We start from the raw sequence: 15,272 nt of genomic DNA, 5'->3' as shown, positions 1-15,272 counted from the left end.
GGCGGATTTCCGGTAGAATCACGCCACTGTTTTAATCATCACTTGCCAGAGCGAGTCCGCATTTCATGGAAATCAATCCCATTGTTATGAAGATCAAAGAACTTCGCGAGCGCACTGAAGCGCTCAGGGGGTATCTTTGACTACGACCAGCGCAGCGAACGTCTGACCGAAGTAGAGCGCGAACTGGAAATGCCCAGCGTTTGGGAAGATCCCGAGCGAGCGCAAGCTCTGGGTAAAGAGCGCTCCGATCTGGAGCTGATCGTGTCCACCATTGATCGACTGACCAGCGGCCTGACCGACGCCGAAGGCCTGCTTGAGATGGCCGTTGAAGAAGACGACGAAGCCACGGTTGCCGACATCGAAAACGATCTTGCCGAGCTGGATGCAAATCTGGAAAAGCTCGAATTCCGTCGCATGTTTTCCGGTGAAATGGACGCCAATAACGCCTATATGGATATTCAGGCCGGCTCTGGCGGCACCGAAGCCCAGGACTGGGGCAATATGCTGCTGCGTATGTATTTGCGCTGGGCGGAGCGCCGTGGTTTTAAGGCCGAGATTGTTGAACTACAGGAAGGCGAAGTGGCGGGCATCAAGAGCGCTACGCTTCACATTCAAGGCGAGTACGCCTTCGGCTGGTTACGCACCGAAACCGGCGTGCATCGTTTAGTACGCAAGTCGCCGTTTGATTCCGGCAACCGTCGCCATACATCGTTTTCATCGGTGTTTGTGGCACCTGAGGTAGACGACAGCTTTGTTATTGAAATCAACCCGGCGGATCTGCGGGTGGATGTGTATCGTGCCTCTGGTGCCGGTGGCCAGCACGTTAACCGCACCGAGTCGGCCGTGCGCCTGACTCACAACCCAACTGGCATTGTTGTAGCCTGTCAAGCCGGTCGTAGCCAGCATCAGAACAAAGATCAGGCCATGAAACAGTTGAAAGCCAAACTGTTCGAACACGAAATGCAGGCCCGTAACGCCGAGAAGCAAAAGCTGGAAGACTCCAAGTCCGACATCGGCTGGGGCAGCCAGATCCGCTCTTACGTGCTGGATGACAGCCGTATCAAGGATTTGCGCACCAAGGTAGAAACCAGCAATACCCAGTCGGTACTTGATGGCGATATCGACAAGTTTATTGAAGCCAGCCTGAAAATGGCGCTGTGATCCAGCGCCCTTCCCTTTGATCAGGATTAACCCGATTCTTATTCCCAGTGAGCCAAAATGACTGAACAGATGCACAATGCCCAGCCCGATGCCCAGCCTGATGAGAACAAGCTGATTGCCGAGCGCCGCGCTAAACTGGCGGATATTCGCGAGCAGGGCAATGCGTTTCCCAACGATTTTCGTCGCGACAGTACCGCTGCCGAACTGCTGGAAAAGTACGCGGACTATAACAAGCAGCAGTTGGAAGACATGGCGATCCCGGTGGCCATAGCCGGCCGCATGATGCTGGATCGCAAGGCGTTCAAGGTGGTTCAGGATGTGACTGGCCGAATTCAGGTGTACGCCACCAAAGATGTGCAAAAGGCCACAAAGCACTGGGATTTAGGAGACATTATCGGGGTTCGCGGGATATTGGCGCGCTCGGGCAAGGGTGATCTTTACGTCATCATGGACGATTACCGGCTGCTGACAAAATCTCTGCGCCCACTGCCGGAAAAGCACAAAGGCCTGACCGATACCGAGTCCCGCTATCGCCATCGCTATGTAGATTTGATGGTCAACGAAGACAGTCGCCGGGTGTTCCTGGCGCGCTCGAAAATCATTACCGCCATGCGCCAGTTTTTTGCCGACCGTGACTTCATGGAAGTTGAAACCCCCATGTTGCAGGTGATTCCCGGTGGCGCTGCGGCGCGGCCGTTTATGACACACCACAACGCCTTGGGCATTGATATGTACTTGCGCATCGCGCCGGAACTGTATTTGAAACGCCTTGTAGTAGGCGGTTTCGAGCGGGTGTTTGAAATTAACCGTAACTTCCGCAACGAAGGGCTCTCGACCCGTCACAACCCGGAATTTACCATGGTCGAGTTCTATCAGGCTTACGCCGACTACAACGATCTGATGGATATGACCGAAGACATGCTGCGCACTGTTGCCGAGCAGGTTTTGGGCTCTAGCCTGGTGGTGAATACGGCGGTTGACCCCGACGGTAACGAAACCCGCATTGAATATGACTTTGGCAAAGCGTTTGATCGGCTGACCGTGGTTGACGCGATTGTGCGCTATAACGAAAACGTCAGCGCTGAGCAACTGGCGGACGAAAGCTTTGCGCGGCAGATGGCGAAAGACCTGGGCGTTAAAGTGAAGGCCAGCTGGGGCCTTGGCAAAGTGCACATCGAGATTTTCGAGGAAACCGCCGAGCACCGCTTGATGCAGCCCACGTTCATTACCGAATACCCGAAAGAAGTGTCACCGCTGGCCCGCTGCAAAGACAGCAATCCGTTTGTCACCGAGCGCTTCGAGTTCTTTGTCGGCGGCCGTGAAATTGCCAACGGCTTCTCCGAGTTGAATGACGCCGAAGACCAGGCCGAGCGTTTCCGCGCCCAGGTGGCGGAAAAAGACGCCGGCGACGACGAAGCCATGTTCTACGATGAAGACTATGTGATGGCGCTGGAATACGGCATGCCGCCCACAGCAGGTGAGGGTATTGGTATCGACCGCCTGGCTATGCTGCTGACCAACTCTGCGTCTATCCGCGACGTTATCCTGTTTCCGGCCATGCGTCCGGAACATAAAGCGGATAGTAAAAAGAGTGAAGGCTAAGCGATGACGCCGCTACAGGGGCTGGCGCAGCAACTGCTGCCCGGCCGCGGCTGGTCGGAACGGCTGGCGGAAGAGTTTCAACAGCCGTACATGGCTTCTTTGGCACAGTTTTTATCAGCAGAGGAAGCGGCGGGTAAGAACATTTATCCACCGGCGCACCAGGTATTTAACGCGCTGAACAGTACGCCGTTGGGACAGGTGAAAGTGGTGATTCTGGGGCAGGACCCCTACCATGGGCCGGGCCAGGCCAACGGTTTGAGCTTTTCGGTGTTGCCCGGTACTCGTATGCCGCCATCGCTGGTTAATATGTTTAAAGAAATCCGCACTGACCTTGGCATAGAGCCTCCCGCCCACGGCTGTTTGCAGGCGTGGGCCGATCAGGGCGTATTGCTGCTGAACAGCGTATTAACGGTTGAGAAAGGAAGCGCTGGTGCGCACCAAGGTAAGGGTTGGGAAGAGTTTACCAATGCCGTGATCGCCGCAGTCAATGAGCAGGATCAGGGAGTGGTGTTTATGCTGTGGGGCAGTTACGCCCACAAAAAAGGCCGGGGTATTGATCACCAGAGGCATTTGGTGCTGGAAGCGCCGCACCCATCACCCCTGAGTGCTTATCGCGGATTTTTTGGTTGCCATCACTTTTCCTTAGCCAACCAATGGTTAGGTAACAAGGGTCTTGGCGCTATCGACTGGGCGCTGCCCCAGCGCCCCTGATTTTTCCCGCGTTGGCTTACCCTTTGCTTGCTACTGGAGCATCGCCATGGCGGCTGCCATCTGGGCGTCCAGATTTTCATCGTCGCTGCCGTCCGGGTCCAGCCCAAGCCGTTCAAAAGCGCTAATGCTACTCCAGTCCATCTGAGCCCAGGGGTGATCGGTTCCGGCAACTCTCTGCAGATTCGCTATCATCACCAGATCGCTGTAATCAGCCTTGGCCGGGCTGCGGTCGAACTGGTTATAAAGTAACGGAACGTCCTGCAGGTCGGCGGGGAAATCCCAGCGTTTGAGGATAATGGCGCCAATCTGGGGATGCAGTTCAGCAATGATTTCATCCAGCACAATGCCGCTGATTTTGATGTCATTGTCTTCGATATAGCGCAGCACCGGGAACATGCCAATAAGGTGTACCATGCCCGCGAGGGTGGCCTGTTCGGGCCTCAGACGCGTGTAGTTCTGGGCCAAAACGTGACAAATACCGGCGATTTCTATGCTGGCTTGCCAGGTCGCGCGCATGCGTTTGTCAATCATGTCCGAGGTGGCCTGAAACATCTGCTCCATGGCCAGGCCCATGGCCAGACTGCTGGTGTAGGTCATGCCCAGACGGCTAACCGCCATATTCAGGTTCTCGATCGGGCGATTGCCGCGGAACAACGGGCTGTTACAAACGCGAATAAGGCGCGCCGATAACGCTGTATCGTTGCTGATTACTTTGACCAGATCTATGATTGCCGAGTCTTCAGACTGTGCAATGTCACGAACTTTAAGCGCAGCTTCGGGCAGTGTGGGCAGCACGAGTTTGTCGCTATTGATGGCGGTAATCAGGTCGTTCTTGATGGTGTCAGCAATGTTCGACATAGAATGATCAGATCCGGTTAAGCAATTAAGCGGTTAAGCGCGGGCCTCTGGCCTGTTGGGTATCCGCATCGTCGACTAGCTTATAGCAAATTTGGCGACGCTTGCCTGTCACTTTATGTATCTGCCGTCTTCTGCGGCTGTTCGCGTTCCGGCACGGCGTACGCCAGAGGGCACAGCTGTATTTTGGCATCGGCGTTGTCTGCCAGTGTGAGCGGGCCGTTTGCGGCGTCATGGCGAATGACCGCCAGTAAATGATATTGCTGCGGCCCGGTCTGCAAGGTATTGACCACTTCGCCCACGTTGCGTTCGCCATTGCTGATAGCGTCGCCAACGGCCGGTTCTGCATCGGCGGTAACGGTCAGCCGGTAAAGGCTCTTTTTCAGCTGCCCGAGAAAGTGCATGCGCGCAATAACTTCCTGGCCGGTGTAACAGCCTTTCTTGAAGTGGACGCCTCCCAAATGTTGCCAGTTCAGCATTTGTGGTACGTAGGCGCCGGCGGTTGCGCTGGTCAGCCATGGCACCCCGGCGGCAATTTGTCCGGCTTGCCAAGTAGCCAGGCTGCATTGACGTTTGGTTTGGAGTACATCGGGTAAGGCGCCGTCCGGTGACCAGAGCTCATAGCGCGCAGGGCCTTCGATGGAAGGCTCCAGCAAAATCAGATGGCCGTGCCCAGTGGTCAGGGTGTCTCCGGGTTGCCGCAGATCGGTGACTAGCGCAGCCTTTTCACCCGCCACCGCCTGTGCCAGTTCACTGCCAAAGAGGCCGATGATTTTGCTGTTATCCGGGCGGGCCATGGTGGTGCCGCGAAACAGCATCAAATATTTGCGCAGCTCGGCCTCAGTGGCATCCGCCAGTTCGCGGCTGAAGTCCATCAGAATGGCGTCATCGTGGCGCACCATGCGCACCAGGGCGTAGGCTCGGCCTTTGCGATTACTGGCAGCTGCATGCAGGGACTTGCCTGCGGTTACTTCGCTCACGTTCTGGCTGAACTGGCCTTGTAAAAACTTCTCGGTGCCAGCTCCGCTGACCGTCACCATCAGGCGGTCACTCAGCTCTGCCCAGTTGTTTTCCGGCAGCGGTTGCTCTGCTACCACGTTTGTAATGGAGTGGGCAGTAGGGAGTGCATTAGGGAGTGCATTAGGGAGTGCATTAGAGAGTGCAGTGGGGTTGTCAGCCGACAGGGCCTTGGTGTTATCGCTCATTACAAACTCCGCAAAACAAAGGCAAATGGGGTCAAACGATGGCGGGCATCGGTTTTTGCCCGAGCCTCAGCCACAGGCGCAAGCGGCGCGCATCGTCTGAGGGCAGGTTGCCACGGTCGCCGCTAAGCAGCAATACCGTTGTGTAATAGCGGTTGCTGTGGGCCTGGCGTAATTGCAGAACACTGAAGCGGGCACCAATGCGGCTGCCAGGGCCCGGATTGACGGCGACCGCCTCACCGTTGCTGTGTAAGGCCCATAGTTGGCCGTCGTGAAGGCGCAGTCGGATCACGCAATGTTGCCCTCGTAGCAAGCCCTGGCGGCGAACGGCATAAACCGCACCAGCGGTGGCCAAAGGAGCCATCGCCAACAGCCACACATGGCCGTCAATGGACAATAGACCTACAAAACCCGCTAGCACCAGCCAGGGCAGGGCGGCGATAGCACCCACCAGCAAGGTTGGGCGCAGTCTGATATCAATCCGGCTGGACACGTTTCAGAATAACCTCAACGATGCGCTGCAGGTCCGGGTCGTCAGACTTGTTGCGTTGCATAAACCACTCGAACATGTCGTTGTCTTCACAGGTCAGCAGTTTTTCATAGCGGGCTTGGTCATCCGGGTTCAAATCACAGTATGCCTGCTCCAGAAATGGCACCAGAAGATTGTCTAGCTCTAGCATGCCGCGGCGGCTGTGCCACCATAAACGCTTGAACTCGGGCGAGTTGGAAGTGACTTGAGTTTCAGACATAACGCATCCTGTCAGTTATAGGTTTAGTACTACCTGATATCACTCATATTGGGATATCAGGGTGCAGAAGTACGGTACGTGGTGGGTACCAATACAGTGTCGCGGGCTTCTGCCTGCATCGCCGGATAATCCAGGGTGTAGTGAAGCCCACGGCTTTCGTGTCTTTGCAGCGCCGAACAAATAATAAGATCTGCCACGGTAACCAGATTGCGCAGTTCCAGTAAATCGTTGGATACCCGGTAATTACTGTAAAAATCGCCAATTTCCCGAGACAGCAAATCGACTCGGTGCTTGGCACGCTGCAAGCGTTTCGTGGTGCGAACTATGCCGACATAGTCCCACATAAAATGGCGCAGTTCGTCCCAGTTGTGGGAAATGACTACGTCTTCATCAGAATCCCTAACTTGGCTTTCATCCCACTCCGGAACATCTGGCACGGCGGGTATATCGGCTTCCCGGCGGGTAATGTCTTCCGCCGCAGCGCGGCCATACACCAGGCATTCCAGCAAAGAGTTGCTGGCCATGCGGTTGGCGCCGTGCAGGCCGGTAAAAGCGGCTTCGCCCACGACGTAAAGCTGGTTGATATCGGTTCTGGCGCGCTGGTCGCTAATAATGCCACCACAGGTGTAGTGAGCGGCTGGCACCACTGGAATCGGCTCGCGGGTGATATCAATACCGTAGATCAGGCAGGTTTCGTAAATGGTCGGGAAATGATGTTTTATAAAATCTGCCGGCTTGTGGCTGATGTCCAGATACACGTGGTCTGCACCCAGGCGCTTCATCTCGTGATCGATGGCGCGGGCAACAATGTCTCTGGGTGCCAGTTCGGCACGACTGTCGAAACGGTCCATAAAGCGGCTGCCGTCCGGCAATTTCAAATGCCCGCCTTCGCCGCGCAGAGCCTCGCTGATCAGAAACGACTTGGCGTGGGGGTGGTACAGGCAGGTCGGGTGAAACTGGTTGAATTCCATATTAGCGACGCGGCAGCCCGCACGCCAGGCCATCGCAATGCCGTCACCAGAAGCACCGTCCGGGTTAGTGGTGTAGCGGTAGGCCTTGGAGGCCCCGCCGGTGGCAATGACCGTAAAGCGGGCGCGAATCAATTCAACGTGATTGTCGTCCAGATTCAGCACGTAGGCGCCAACGCAGCGATTGCCAGGCAGCGACAGTTTGCGGTTGGTGATCAGGTCTACTGCGACCCGGCCAGACATCAGCGTGATATTGGCCCGTGCTTGGGCCTGGGCCACGAGGGTGGTAGATACCGCCTGCCCGGTGGCATCGGCAGCGTGGATAATGCGGCGATGGCTGTGGCCGCCCTCGCGTGTCAGATGAAAAGCGGCGTTGTTATCGCGGGTGAAGTCCACGCCGGAATCAACCAGCCAGTCAACGCTGGCCCTGCTGTGTTCTACAGTAAAGCGCACAGCATCTTTATGGCAAAGGCCTGCTCCGGCGTCCAGGGTATCCTGAATGTGGTTTTCAACGGAGTCTTCGCCGTCAAGAACCGCTGCAATTCCGCCCTGGGCCCAGAGCGTGGCGCCACTGCTGATGGCCGCTTTGCTGAGAACGCAAACGTGCAAATGGGGCGGCAGATTCAGGGCAACCGTCAGACCGGCGGCGCCGCTGCCGATTACCAGTACATCGAACTCGAAGGATTGTGGCATTGGGTTGGTATCACAGGCCATAATGTGGAAGTGTATTGAACTAAACTTTGTGCTCGCTGTCCATTTGCCAGAACCGGGAAGCCGCTTTTAAGCGGGTTTTTTTCCCGAAGACTCCATCAACGGACGCCGGGCAGTAGCATCATGATGCATTCCATTCTCAAGCAGGCCGTAACTCAGGCCACCGAACCAGCGAGTGCCGGCAAACCGTCCATGACGTCCAGTATCGACCAGACAGCCCCTGAACAGGGCGACAGCCAGACCGATTTGCAGTTGGTGCGCAAGGTACGCAATGGCGACCGCTCTGCATTCGATTTGCTAGTGCTGAAATACCAGTCGCGAGTGGCGTCTATCATCAGTCGTTATGTATTCGACAGTCACGAGGTGATGGATCTTACCCAGGAAACTTTCGTTAAAGCCTTTCGCGCCATCGACCGTTTTCGGGGAGACAGCGCATTTTACACCTGGCTTTACCGCATAGCGGTTAATACGGCCAAAAATTATCTGGAAGCCCGTAGCCGGCGTCCTCAGAGCAGCGCGGATTCGGCCGACGCGGAAAATTACGACGATGGCCAGCGCCTGCGGGATATTGCTTCGCCAGAGAAGCTGCTGCAGCGCGACCAGTTGCAACGGGCCCTGAATAAAGCCATAGACGCACTGCCGGAAGAATTGCGTTCGGCGTTTTTGCTACGAGAGTACGACGGCCTGAGTTACGAAGATATTGCCCGCATACTGGAATGCCCGATTGGCACGGTGCGTTCCCGTATTTTTCGGGCCCGGGATGCGGTAGACCGCTATCTTGGCCCTTTGCTCAACCATTCAGCAAGCAATTGAGGTTGCATCCCATGGATGATCGTCTCAGAGAAACCCTGTCGGCCATGATGGACGACGAAGCAGACGAGCTCGCTGTGCGGCGTTTGCTGTCCTTTTCCGACCAGGATGAAGTGCGCGGCCAGTGGCAACGCTGGCAGCAGATTCACGACCTGATGCATGGCACGGGCGCCGCAGCCGAGTCGGTCTCGCCTGCCGCAGATGTGAGTGCCGGTGTCTGGCAACGCCTTGACGGCGGGGTACCGGCGTCAGAGCACAATGCGGCAAAGGCAACAGGCCGTCAGCGTTGGCATTGGCCAGCGGTAGCCATGATTGCCATGGCGCTGGTGGTGGGTTTTGGCGCGGGTTCAGGCTGGCAAAGCGCCGGTGAGCTGGAGCTGGTTGCTGCTCAGACCACGGCCGAACCAAATGCGACTGCAACGGCGGCTTCGGTCGGCGAAGTATCCTTGCAGGGCCTGGATGACAGGCAGCGGCAGCAGATTCACCGTTATCTGCTGGAACACGCCCAGCATAACAGTGTGGGTGCCGGTCGGGGCTCGGTGGGCTATGCGCGCCTGGTCAGCGTTGATGCAGGGGGTTATTAAACTGTGAACGGGCAGGCAGGCACAGTATGGTTGCGTTTTTTCCTGGCCCTTGCGGTTATGGGTTTGTGGATGCCGGCGGCGGCACAGGCGACCGAGGCGCAGCCCCAAACCACCAATAGCGCAGAAGCGGTCAAATGGTTGCAGCGCCTGGGCCCGGCCATGAACACGACCTCCTACCGGGGTGTGTTTGTGTACGGCCGCGGCCAGCAGGTGCAGTCCATGCAAGTGGCCCACCGCTACAACGGCAGTATGGTTGAGGAAAGACTGGTTATTCAGGACGGCGGGAGCGGTGAAATTGTGCGTCGGGGCATGGAGGTTATTTGCGTGTTGCCAGCTCAGGATACCGTCACACTAGATGCTATTATTCCCGCTGGGCCGCTGGCTGACTCGTTTAGTGATCAGCTATTGCCTGCGACGCGCTGGTATGAGGCGCAAGTGCTGGGAGAAGGCCGCGTAGCAGGCTACGCCGCTGTAAAAATTGCCTTGAACGCTAATGACCCTTACCGCTACAGCTATCGCTTGTGGCTGGAAAAAGACACCGGCCTGCTGGTGAAAAGTCAAACCCGTAACGCCGACGACCAGATCCTGGAGCATTTCCAGTTCACCAGTCTTGATATTACCGATGATATTGCCGACAGCGAGTTGCAGATAGCAACGGCAGACAAGCATCAGACCAGCACCATCAGCCTTGAGCCTGGCAGTCCGGCCACCGAACTGGTGACCCGTCTGCAAGGTTGGTCGTTGGATTGGCTGCCCGCAGGTTTTGAACCTGCGGCCACCCCGCGATCGGATAAACGCCAAGTGATTGCGTTCAGTGATGGTTTAGCGGCTTTTTCAGTGTTTGTAGAAGACATTGCCAGCCTGGATATGCCGACAGGCGCTTCACGTATTGGCGCTACCACGGTGTATTTGCGGCCGGTGCAGTCAGACGGTCGCCAGGTGCTGATTTCGGTGGTCGGCGAAGTGCCTCCGGTCACCGCCCGTAAAGTGGCAGAGTCGGTGCGTTTTGACAGTGCTGCGGTTGAGAGAGCTAATGCTGACAGCGCCACCGCAAGCCTGGTCGAGCATCAGGGCGCGAGCCGGTGATCACCGAAAGCGGTCGGGTGGTCGCAGTGTCTGGTAACACCGTCTGGGTGCAAACCATTCGCCAGAGCGTGTGCCAGAGTTGCTCCGCTCGCAGTGGCTGCGGTCAGCGTGTGCTGGCGGCTGCCAGCGGTGGTCGGGCCAATCAGGTGCAAGTTCTGAACACCCTTAATGTGGGTGTGGGCGATGAGGTAACCCTGGGCATTGCGGAGCAGGCGTTATTGCAGGCATCGCTATTGGTGTATGCGTTACCGCTGCTGTTAATGGTGGCTGCCAGCATGGCTGCAAGCCAGTTGGTACCGGGCAGCGACGGCGTCGCTATTGTGGCCGCCGGCTTCGGCCTGGGTGCGGGCTTTGTAGTAGCAAGGCTATGGCAGCGCCGCATGCCCGGTGATTATCAGCCACATTTAATGAAGGTTAGTAAGAACGTCCCTGCCCAAGCGTTATAATTTCCTTCAGCGTCCGTATATTGAAACAGCGGGCTTTGCCCTCACACACTCATTTGTGAATACTGTTCGCTGGCTGTTCAGGTCAGCTCAGAACTCATTACGGGAGTTGCTCAATGCTAAAAACACCCTCGGTTGTGGCTGCCAGGCAGTCCACCAACCTCGTTACTTTGATGTGGGCGGCACTGCTGACCACTGTCCTGATGATACTGCTGGCATGGAGCCAAGCCACCCAGGCACGTGGCCTGCCTGACTTCACCGAACTGGTTGAAGACAATGCCGGTGCGGTGGTGAATATCAGCACCACCTCGGCGGCGCCAGAAAATACAAGCCGTTTCCAGAATCTGCCTTTTGATGAGCGCCAGCTTGAGCAGATGCCAGAATTCTTTCAGGATTTTTTCCGTGGCCCTGGCTCCGGTAATCCCCACGGTGGTCGCGCCCAGCCAATCCAGTCTATGGGCTCCGGTTTTATTGTGTCCCGGGATGGCTACGTGCTGACCAACAATCACGTAGTGGAGGGCGCTGACGAAATTATTGTACGCTTGAACGACCGTCGTGAATTGCCTGCGCGCCTGATTGGCACGGATCCGCGCTCGGATATGGCCGTGTTGAAAATTGAAACCGGTGACGACCTGCCCGTGGTTCAGGTGGGCAAATCGAAAGATTTGAAAGTGGGCGAGTGGGTTTTTGCCATCGGTTCACCCTTCGGCTTTGACTATACCGTCACCGCCGGCATCGTCAGCGCTCTTGGCCGCTCCTTGCCCAGCGAAAATTACGTGCCGTTTATTCAGACCGATGTTGCCATCAATCCCGGTAATTCTGGCGGGCCCTTGTTTAACCTGGACGGCGATGTGATTGGCATTAACTCCCAGATTTATACCCGTTCCGGTGGTTTTATGGGCGTGTCTTTCGCCATTCCGATCGATGACGCCATGAGCGTATTCCGCCAGATTCGCGACAATGGCAGTGTATCCCGTGGTTGGTTGGGTGTGCTTATTCAGGAAGTAAACCGTGATCTGGCCGAGAGTTTTGGCTTGAAGCGCCCGCGCGGCGCGCTGGTTGCCGAGGTGCTTGGCGGTTCACCGGCAGAAGCTGCAGGCTTGCAGTCCGGTGATATTGTGTTGGCCTATGACGGCGAAGAATTGCAGTTGTCATCTGAGCTGCCGCCGATGGTGGGGCGTACGCCGATTGGTGAGTCAGCGCGTTTAACGGTGCTGCGTGGCGGCAACGAAATGTCTATTGATGTGAAAATTGGCCAGCTACCGGACGAGCGCGGCGCCCAGGCGCAGAGCCCCGCAACCCCGGGTGACAGTGCGTCTTCGCTGTTTGGCCTGAGCGTTGAGCCGCTGCCGGCGGGCATGACCGATGCTCAGGGCATCAGTGCCGGCGTATTAGTGGCGGAAGTTCAGGGTGGCCCGGCTTTCGACGCAGGTATACGCCCCAATGACGTGATCACTGAAATCGATCGCAAGGCGGTGACGTCAGTGGCGGACTTCCGCGACATTGCCGGCAATCTGGCCGACGATCGTGCCGTGCCGGTGCGTGTGGTGCGCCAGGGCCGTGCGCTCTATCTGGTTATGAAACCTTAACGCCCCTTCAAGTCCGGCCGCCGACAGCAATGGCAATGGCGGCCGGTAAACTGTAAAATCACGCCGTTGCCGGATCCGGCAACGGCCCCTTCCGGGCTCAATCCTGTGTCTTATACGAGTATTCATTGTCTGTGACTGAACTGAGCCGAATCCGTAACTTCTCTATTATCGCCCATATTGACCATGGCAAATCCACACTTGCAGACCGGTTTATCCAGACCTGCGGTGGCCTGACCTCCCGTGAAATGGCGGAGCAGGTGCTTGATTCCATGGATATTGAGCGTGAACGCGGTATTACTATCAAAGCGCAGTGTGTGACCCTGAATTACACAGCTCGTGATGGCCAGGTTTACAAACTCAATTTTATTGATACGCCGGGGCACGTGGACTTTTCTTACGAAGTGTCGCGGTCACTCTACGCGTGCGAAGGCGCGCTGCTGGTGGTGGACGCCGGGCAAGGCGTGGAAGCTCAGTCGGTGGCCAACTGCTACACCGCCATCGAACAGGGCCTGGAAGTGGTTCCGGTATTGAATAAGATGGATTTGCCGCAGGCTGAACCGGAGCGGGTAGCCGCCGAGATTGAAGACATCATTGGCATAGACGCCAGCAGCGCCGTGCGCTGCTCGGCAAAGAGCGGCATGGGTGTGGAAGACGTTCTGGAAGATCTGATCCAGAAAATTCCACCGCCAACAGGCGATCGTTCTGCCCCGCTGCAGGCACTGATTATCGACTCCTGGTTTGATAACTACCTGGGCGTTGTGTCGCTGGTGCGGGTGACCCAGGGTGTGCTGAGAAAGGGCGAAAAAATTGTTATCAAGTCGACGGGTAAGGCTTGGAATGCAGACAAAGTTGGCATTTTTAACCCAAAGCCCCACGACACCAACATTCTGGAAGCGGGTGATGTAGGTTTTGTGGTTGCCGGTATCAAAGCCATTCACGGCGCGCCGGTGGGCGATACCATTGTGCACCACAAATTTGCCGACGAAACCCCTATGCTGCCGGGTTTCAAGAAAATTCAGCCGCAGGTATACGCCGGTCTGTTTCCAGTCAGCTCCGACGATTACAACGATTTCCGCGATGCCTTGGATAAACTGACGCTGAATGATGCGTCCTTGTTTTTCGAGCCGGAAAGCTCTGACGCTTTGGGCTTTGGCTTCCGCTGTGGTTTCCTGGGCATGCTGCACATGGAAATTATTCAGGAGCGGCTGGAGCGTGAGTACGATATTGACCTGGTCACCACCGCGCCCACGGTTATTTATGAGGTGCTTACCAAACAGGGTGAGACCTTGTCGGTAGACAGCCCCTCAAAGTTGCCGGATATTGGCTCAATTGAGGAAATGCGTGAGCCCATTGTGCAAGCCAATATTTTGGTGCCGCAAGAGCATTTGGGGAATGTCATTGCCCTTTGCGAGCAAAAACGCGGCGTGCAAAAAAGTATGCACTTCACCACCAGACAGGTGCAGCTCACTTACGAGTTGCCCATGGCCGAAGTGGTTCTCGACTTTTTCGACCGGCTAAAATCCGTCAGCCGGGGCTTCGCATCACTGGATTACCACTTTATCCGGTTTCAGGCCGCCAATCTTGTGCGTCTGGATGTGCTGATCAATAGTGAGCGGGTGGATGCTTTGGCCTTGATTGTTCACCGTGAACTGGCGAATCACAAGGGTCGTCAACTGGTGGAAAAAATGAAAGAGCTGATTCCGCGGCAGATGTTTGATATTGCCATTCAAGCGGCTATCGGCAACCAGGTTGTGTCACGGGTGACGGTGAAAGCCTTGCGTAAGAACGTGACCGCCAAGTGTTATGGCGGCGATGTCAGTCGCAAAAAGAAACTGCTGCAAAAGCAGAAAGACGGTAAAAAACGCATGAAGCAAGTGGGTAACGTAGAAGTGCCCCAAGACGCGTTTTTAGCGGTATTGAAAATCGACAACTAGAAAATCGACAAAAATTGGGCGTCTGATAAACAGGCACCTAATAAACAGGCATCTGATAAGTAGGCATCTGAATGGATATCGATTTTCCGCTAATTTTGGTCATTCTGACCTTTGTAACGGGTTTGGTCTGGCTCGCCGACAAGCTGTTTTTACGCCCGCGCCGCGCCGCCAAAGCGAATGCCGCGGCGCCTGAGGCAGACTCAGCCGCAAAAGAGCCTTATCTGGTTGAGCTGAGCCGTTCTTTTTTTCCGGTATTGGTCATTGTGTTGGTTTTGCGTTCGTTTCTGGTAGAGCCATTCCAGATTCCCTCTGGCTCTATGCTGCCTACCCTGGAGGTGGGCGATTTCATTCTGGTGAACAAGTTTGCTTATGGTCTTCGGCTGCCGGTTTTGGGCTCAAAAGTGGTCAGCATCGATGATCCAGATCGCGGTGATGTGATGGTGTTCCGCTACCCTGAAGATCGCAAAACCAATTACATAAAACGAGTGGTGGGGTTGCCCGGTGACCAGATTCGCTACCGCGATAAAACGCTGTTTATTAACGGTGAAAAAGTGGAGTCGCGATTTGTGGCGCGTCTGCCGCCCAACGAATACAGGCGCGAACAACTGGGTGGGGTAGAACACGATATTTTTCTGACCAAGGGCCGCCTGGGCAACGGTGGTGAAGGCGAATGGCAAGTGCCCGAAGGTCATTATTTTGTAATGGGTGACAACCGTGACAACAGCAATGACAGCCGCTACTGGGGCACGGTTCCAGACGACCTTGTTGTTGGCAAGGCCTTCGCCATCTGGATGCACTGGGAGTCGCTGGCCAGCTTGCCATCGTTTCGCCGGGTGGGTGGCATAGAATAATGGGAAACCGCATGGG

At 56.1% G+C, this 15,272-nt stretch carries 15 protein-coding genes; 10 read left to right on the top strand and 5 right to left on the bottom strand.

Features of this window, described 5'->3' with window-relative positions; translation table 11 throughout:
* Positions 1-65: 65 nt before the first annotated feature.
* The 3 genes from prfB (at position 66) to ung (ending at position 3,474) form a co-directional block, all read left to right on the top strand.
* A protein-coding gene (gene prfB, locus ATG98_RS01585) for a peptide chain release factor 2 (RefSeq protein ID WP_098419214.1) occupies positions 66-1,161 on the top strand; the annotation gives its coding sequence in 2 pieces (ribosomal slippage) (positions 66-137 and positions 139-1,161; 1,095 coding nt in all).
* Between the two features lie 57 nt (positions 1,162-1,218).
* Positions 1,219-2,763, top strand: coding sequence for a lysine--tRNA ligase (lysS, locus tag ATG98_RS01580; RefSeq protein ID WP_098419213.1), 1,545 nt, complete (start codon positions 1,219-1,221; stop codon positions 2,761-2,763).
* 3 nt (positions 2,764-2,766) lie between these two features.
* Positions 2,767-3,474 (top strand): uracil-DNA glycosylase, encoded by a 708-nt coding sequence (gene ung / locus ATG98_RS01575; RefSeq protein ID WP_098421982.1) that lies wholly within the window; start codon positions 2,767-2,769, stop codon positions 3,472-3,474.
* A gap of 30 nt (positions 3,475-3,504) precedes the next feature.
* On the opposite strand, the gene ATG98_RS01570 is transcribed toward ung, so the two are convergent.
* From ATG98_RS01570 to nadB, 5 genes are all read right to left on the bottom strand, one after another.
* The gene (locus ATG98_RS01570) at positions 3,505-4,332 is read right to left on the bottom strand and encodes an HDOD domain-containing protein (protein WP_098421981.1); all 828 of its coding nucleotides are present in this window, start codon (positions 4,330-4,332) and stop codon (positions 3,505-3,507) included.
* Positions 4,333-4,445: 113 nt separating this feature from the next.
* Positions 4,446-5,534 (bottom strand): YgfZ/GcvT domain-containing protein, encoded by a 1,089-nt coding sequence (locus tag ATG98_RS01565; RefSeq protein ID WP_179888016.1) that lies wholly within the window; start codon positions 5,532-5,534, stop codon positions 4,446-4,448.
* Positions 5,535-5,565: 31 nt separating this feature from the next.
* Positions 5,566-6,024, bottom strand: coding sequence for a hypothetical protein (locus ATG98_RS01560; protein ID WP_228705992.1), 459 nt, complete (start codon positions 6,022-6,024; stop codon positions 5,566-5,568).
* Positions 6,008-6,280 (bottom strand): succinate dehydrogenase assembly factor 2, encoded by a 273-nt coding sequence (locus ATG98_RS01555; RefSeq protein ID WP_098419210.1) that lies wholly within the window; start codon positions 6,278-6,280, stop codon positions 6,008-6,010. Before ATG98_RS01555 ends, ATG98_RS01560 begins: the two co-directional genes overlap by 17 nt.
* A 56-nt stretch (positions 6,281-6,336) precedes the next feature.
* A complete protein-coding gene (nadB, locus tag ATG98_RS01550) occupies positions 6,337-7,941 on the bottom strand; it encodes an L-aspartate oxidase (RefSeq protein ID WP_179888014.1) in 1,605 nt (534 codons plus the stop codon).
* 144 nt (positions 7,942-8,085) lie between these two features.
* Between nadB and rpoE the strand changes: the two genes are divergently transcribed.
* The 7 genes from rpoE (at position 8,086) to lepB (ending at position 15,256) form a co-directional block, all read left to right on the top strand.
* On the top strand, positions 8,086-8,772 hold the full coding sequence (gene rpoE, locus ATG98_RS01545; protein WP_098421700.1) for an RNA polymerase sigma factor RpoE: 687 nt from the start codon (positions 8,086-8,088) through the stop codon (positions 8,770-8,772).
* An 11-nt stretch (positions 8,773-8,783) separates the two neighbouring features.
* Positions 8,784-9,353 (top strand): sigma-E factor negative regulatory protein, encoded by a 570-nt coding sequence (locus ATG98_RS01540; protein WP_098419208.1) that lies wholly within the window; start codon positions 8,784-8,786, stop codon positions 9,351-9,353.
* A gap of 30 nt (positions 9,354-9,383) precedes the next feature.
* Positions 9,384-10,439: a MucB/RseB C-terminal domain-containing protein gene (locus tag ATG98_RS01535; RefSeq protein WP_098419207.1), complete on the top strand. Its 1,056-nt coding sequence runs from the start codon at positions 9,384-9,386 to the stop codon at positions 10,437-10,439.
* Entirely contained in the window at positions 10,436-10,885 is a 450-nt protein-coding gene (locus ATG98_RS01530) for a SoxR reducing system RseC family protein (RefSeq protein WP_098419206.1), read from the top strand. The genes ATG98_RS01535 and ATG98_RS01530 overlap by 4 nt, the downstream gene beginning before the upstream one ends.
* 113 nt (positions 10,886-10,998) lie before the next feature.
* Entirely contained in the window at positions 10,999-12,471 is a 1,473-nt protein-coding gene (locus tag ATG98_RS01525; protein ID WP_098421980.1) for a DegQ family serine endoprotease, read from the top strand.
* A 131-nt stretch (positions 12,472-12,602) separates the two neighbouring features.
* Positions 12,603-14,405 carry a translation elongation factor 4 gene (lepA, locus tag ATG98_RS01520; RefSeq protein ID WP_098421699.1) on the top strand — a complete coding sequence of 601 codons (1,803 nt, stop codon included), beginning with the start codon at positions 12,603-12,605 and terminating at the stop codon, positions 14,403-14,405.
* A 71-nt stretch (positions 14,406-14,476) separates the two neighbouring features.
* Positions 14,477-15,256, top strand: a complete 780-nt coding sequence (gene lepB, locus ATG98_RS01515; RefSeq protein WP_098419204.1) for a signal peptidase I — start codon at positions 14,477-14,479, stop codon at positions 15,254-15,256.
* Positions 15,257-15,272: the final 16 nt, after the last annotated feature.

The sequence above is a fragment of the Marinobacter sp. LV10R520-4 genome (assembly GCF_002563815.1).
GTDB lineage: Bacteria > Pseudomonadota > Gammaproteobacteria > Pseudomonadales > Oleiphilaceae > Marinobacter.
This window is presented reverse-complemented; position numbering and strand designations above follow the sequence as displayed.

What these genes read in the sequence shown, in the direction of transcription:
- ung (WP_098421982.1), top strand. Translation starts at nt 2,767, where the DNA reads ATGACGCCGCTACAGGGGCTGGCGCAGCAACTGCTGCCCGGCCGCGGC.
- ATG98_RS01555 (WP_098419210.1), bottom strand. Translation starts at nt 6,280, where the DNA reads ATGTCTGAAACTCAAGTCACTTCCAACTCGCCCGAGTTCAAGCGTTTA.
- ATG98_RS01565 (WP_179888016.1), bottom strand. Translation starts at nt 5,534, where the DNA reads ATGAGCGATAACACCAAGGCCCTGTCGGCTGACAACCCCACTGCACTC.
- ATG98_RS01570 (WP_098421981.1), bottom strand. Translation starts at nt 4,332, where the DNA reads ATGTCGAACATTGCTGACACCATCAAGAACGACCTGATTACCGCCATC.
- nadB (WP_179888014.1), bottom strand. Translation starts at nt 7,941, where the DNA reads ATGCCACAATCCTTCGAGTTCGATGTACTGGTAATCGGCAGCGGCGCC.
- lysS (WP_098419213.1), top strand. Translation starts at nt 1,219, where the DNA reads ATGACTGAACAGATGCACAATGCCCAGCCCGATGCCCAGCCTGATGAG.
- rpoE (WP_098421700.1), top strand. Translation starts at nt 8,086, where the DNA reads ATGCATTCCATTCTCAAGCAGGCCGTAACTCAGGCCACCGAACCAGCG.
- ATG98_RS01540 (WP_098419208.1), top strand. Translation starts at nt 8,784, where the DNA reads ATGGATGATCGTCTCAGAGAAACCCTGTCGGCCATGATGGACGACGAA.
- lepB (WP_098419204.1), top strand. Translation starts at nt 14,477, where the DNA reads ATGGATATCGATTTTCCGCTAATTTTGGTCATTCTGACCTTTGTAACG.
- ATG98_RS01525 (WP_098421980.1), top strand. Translation starts at nt 10,999, where the DNA reads ATGCTAAAAACACCCTCGGTTGTGGCTGCCAGGCAGTCCACCAACCTC.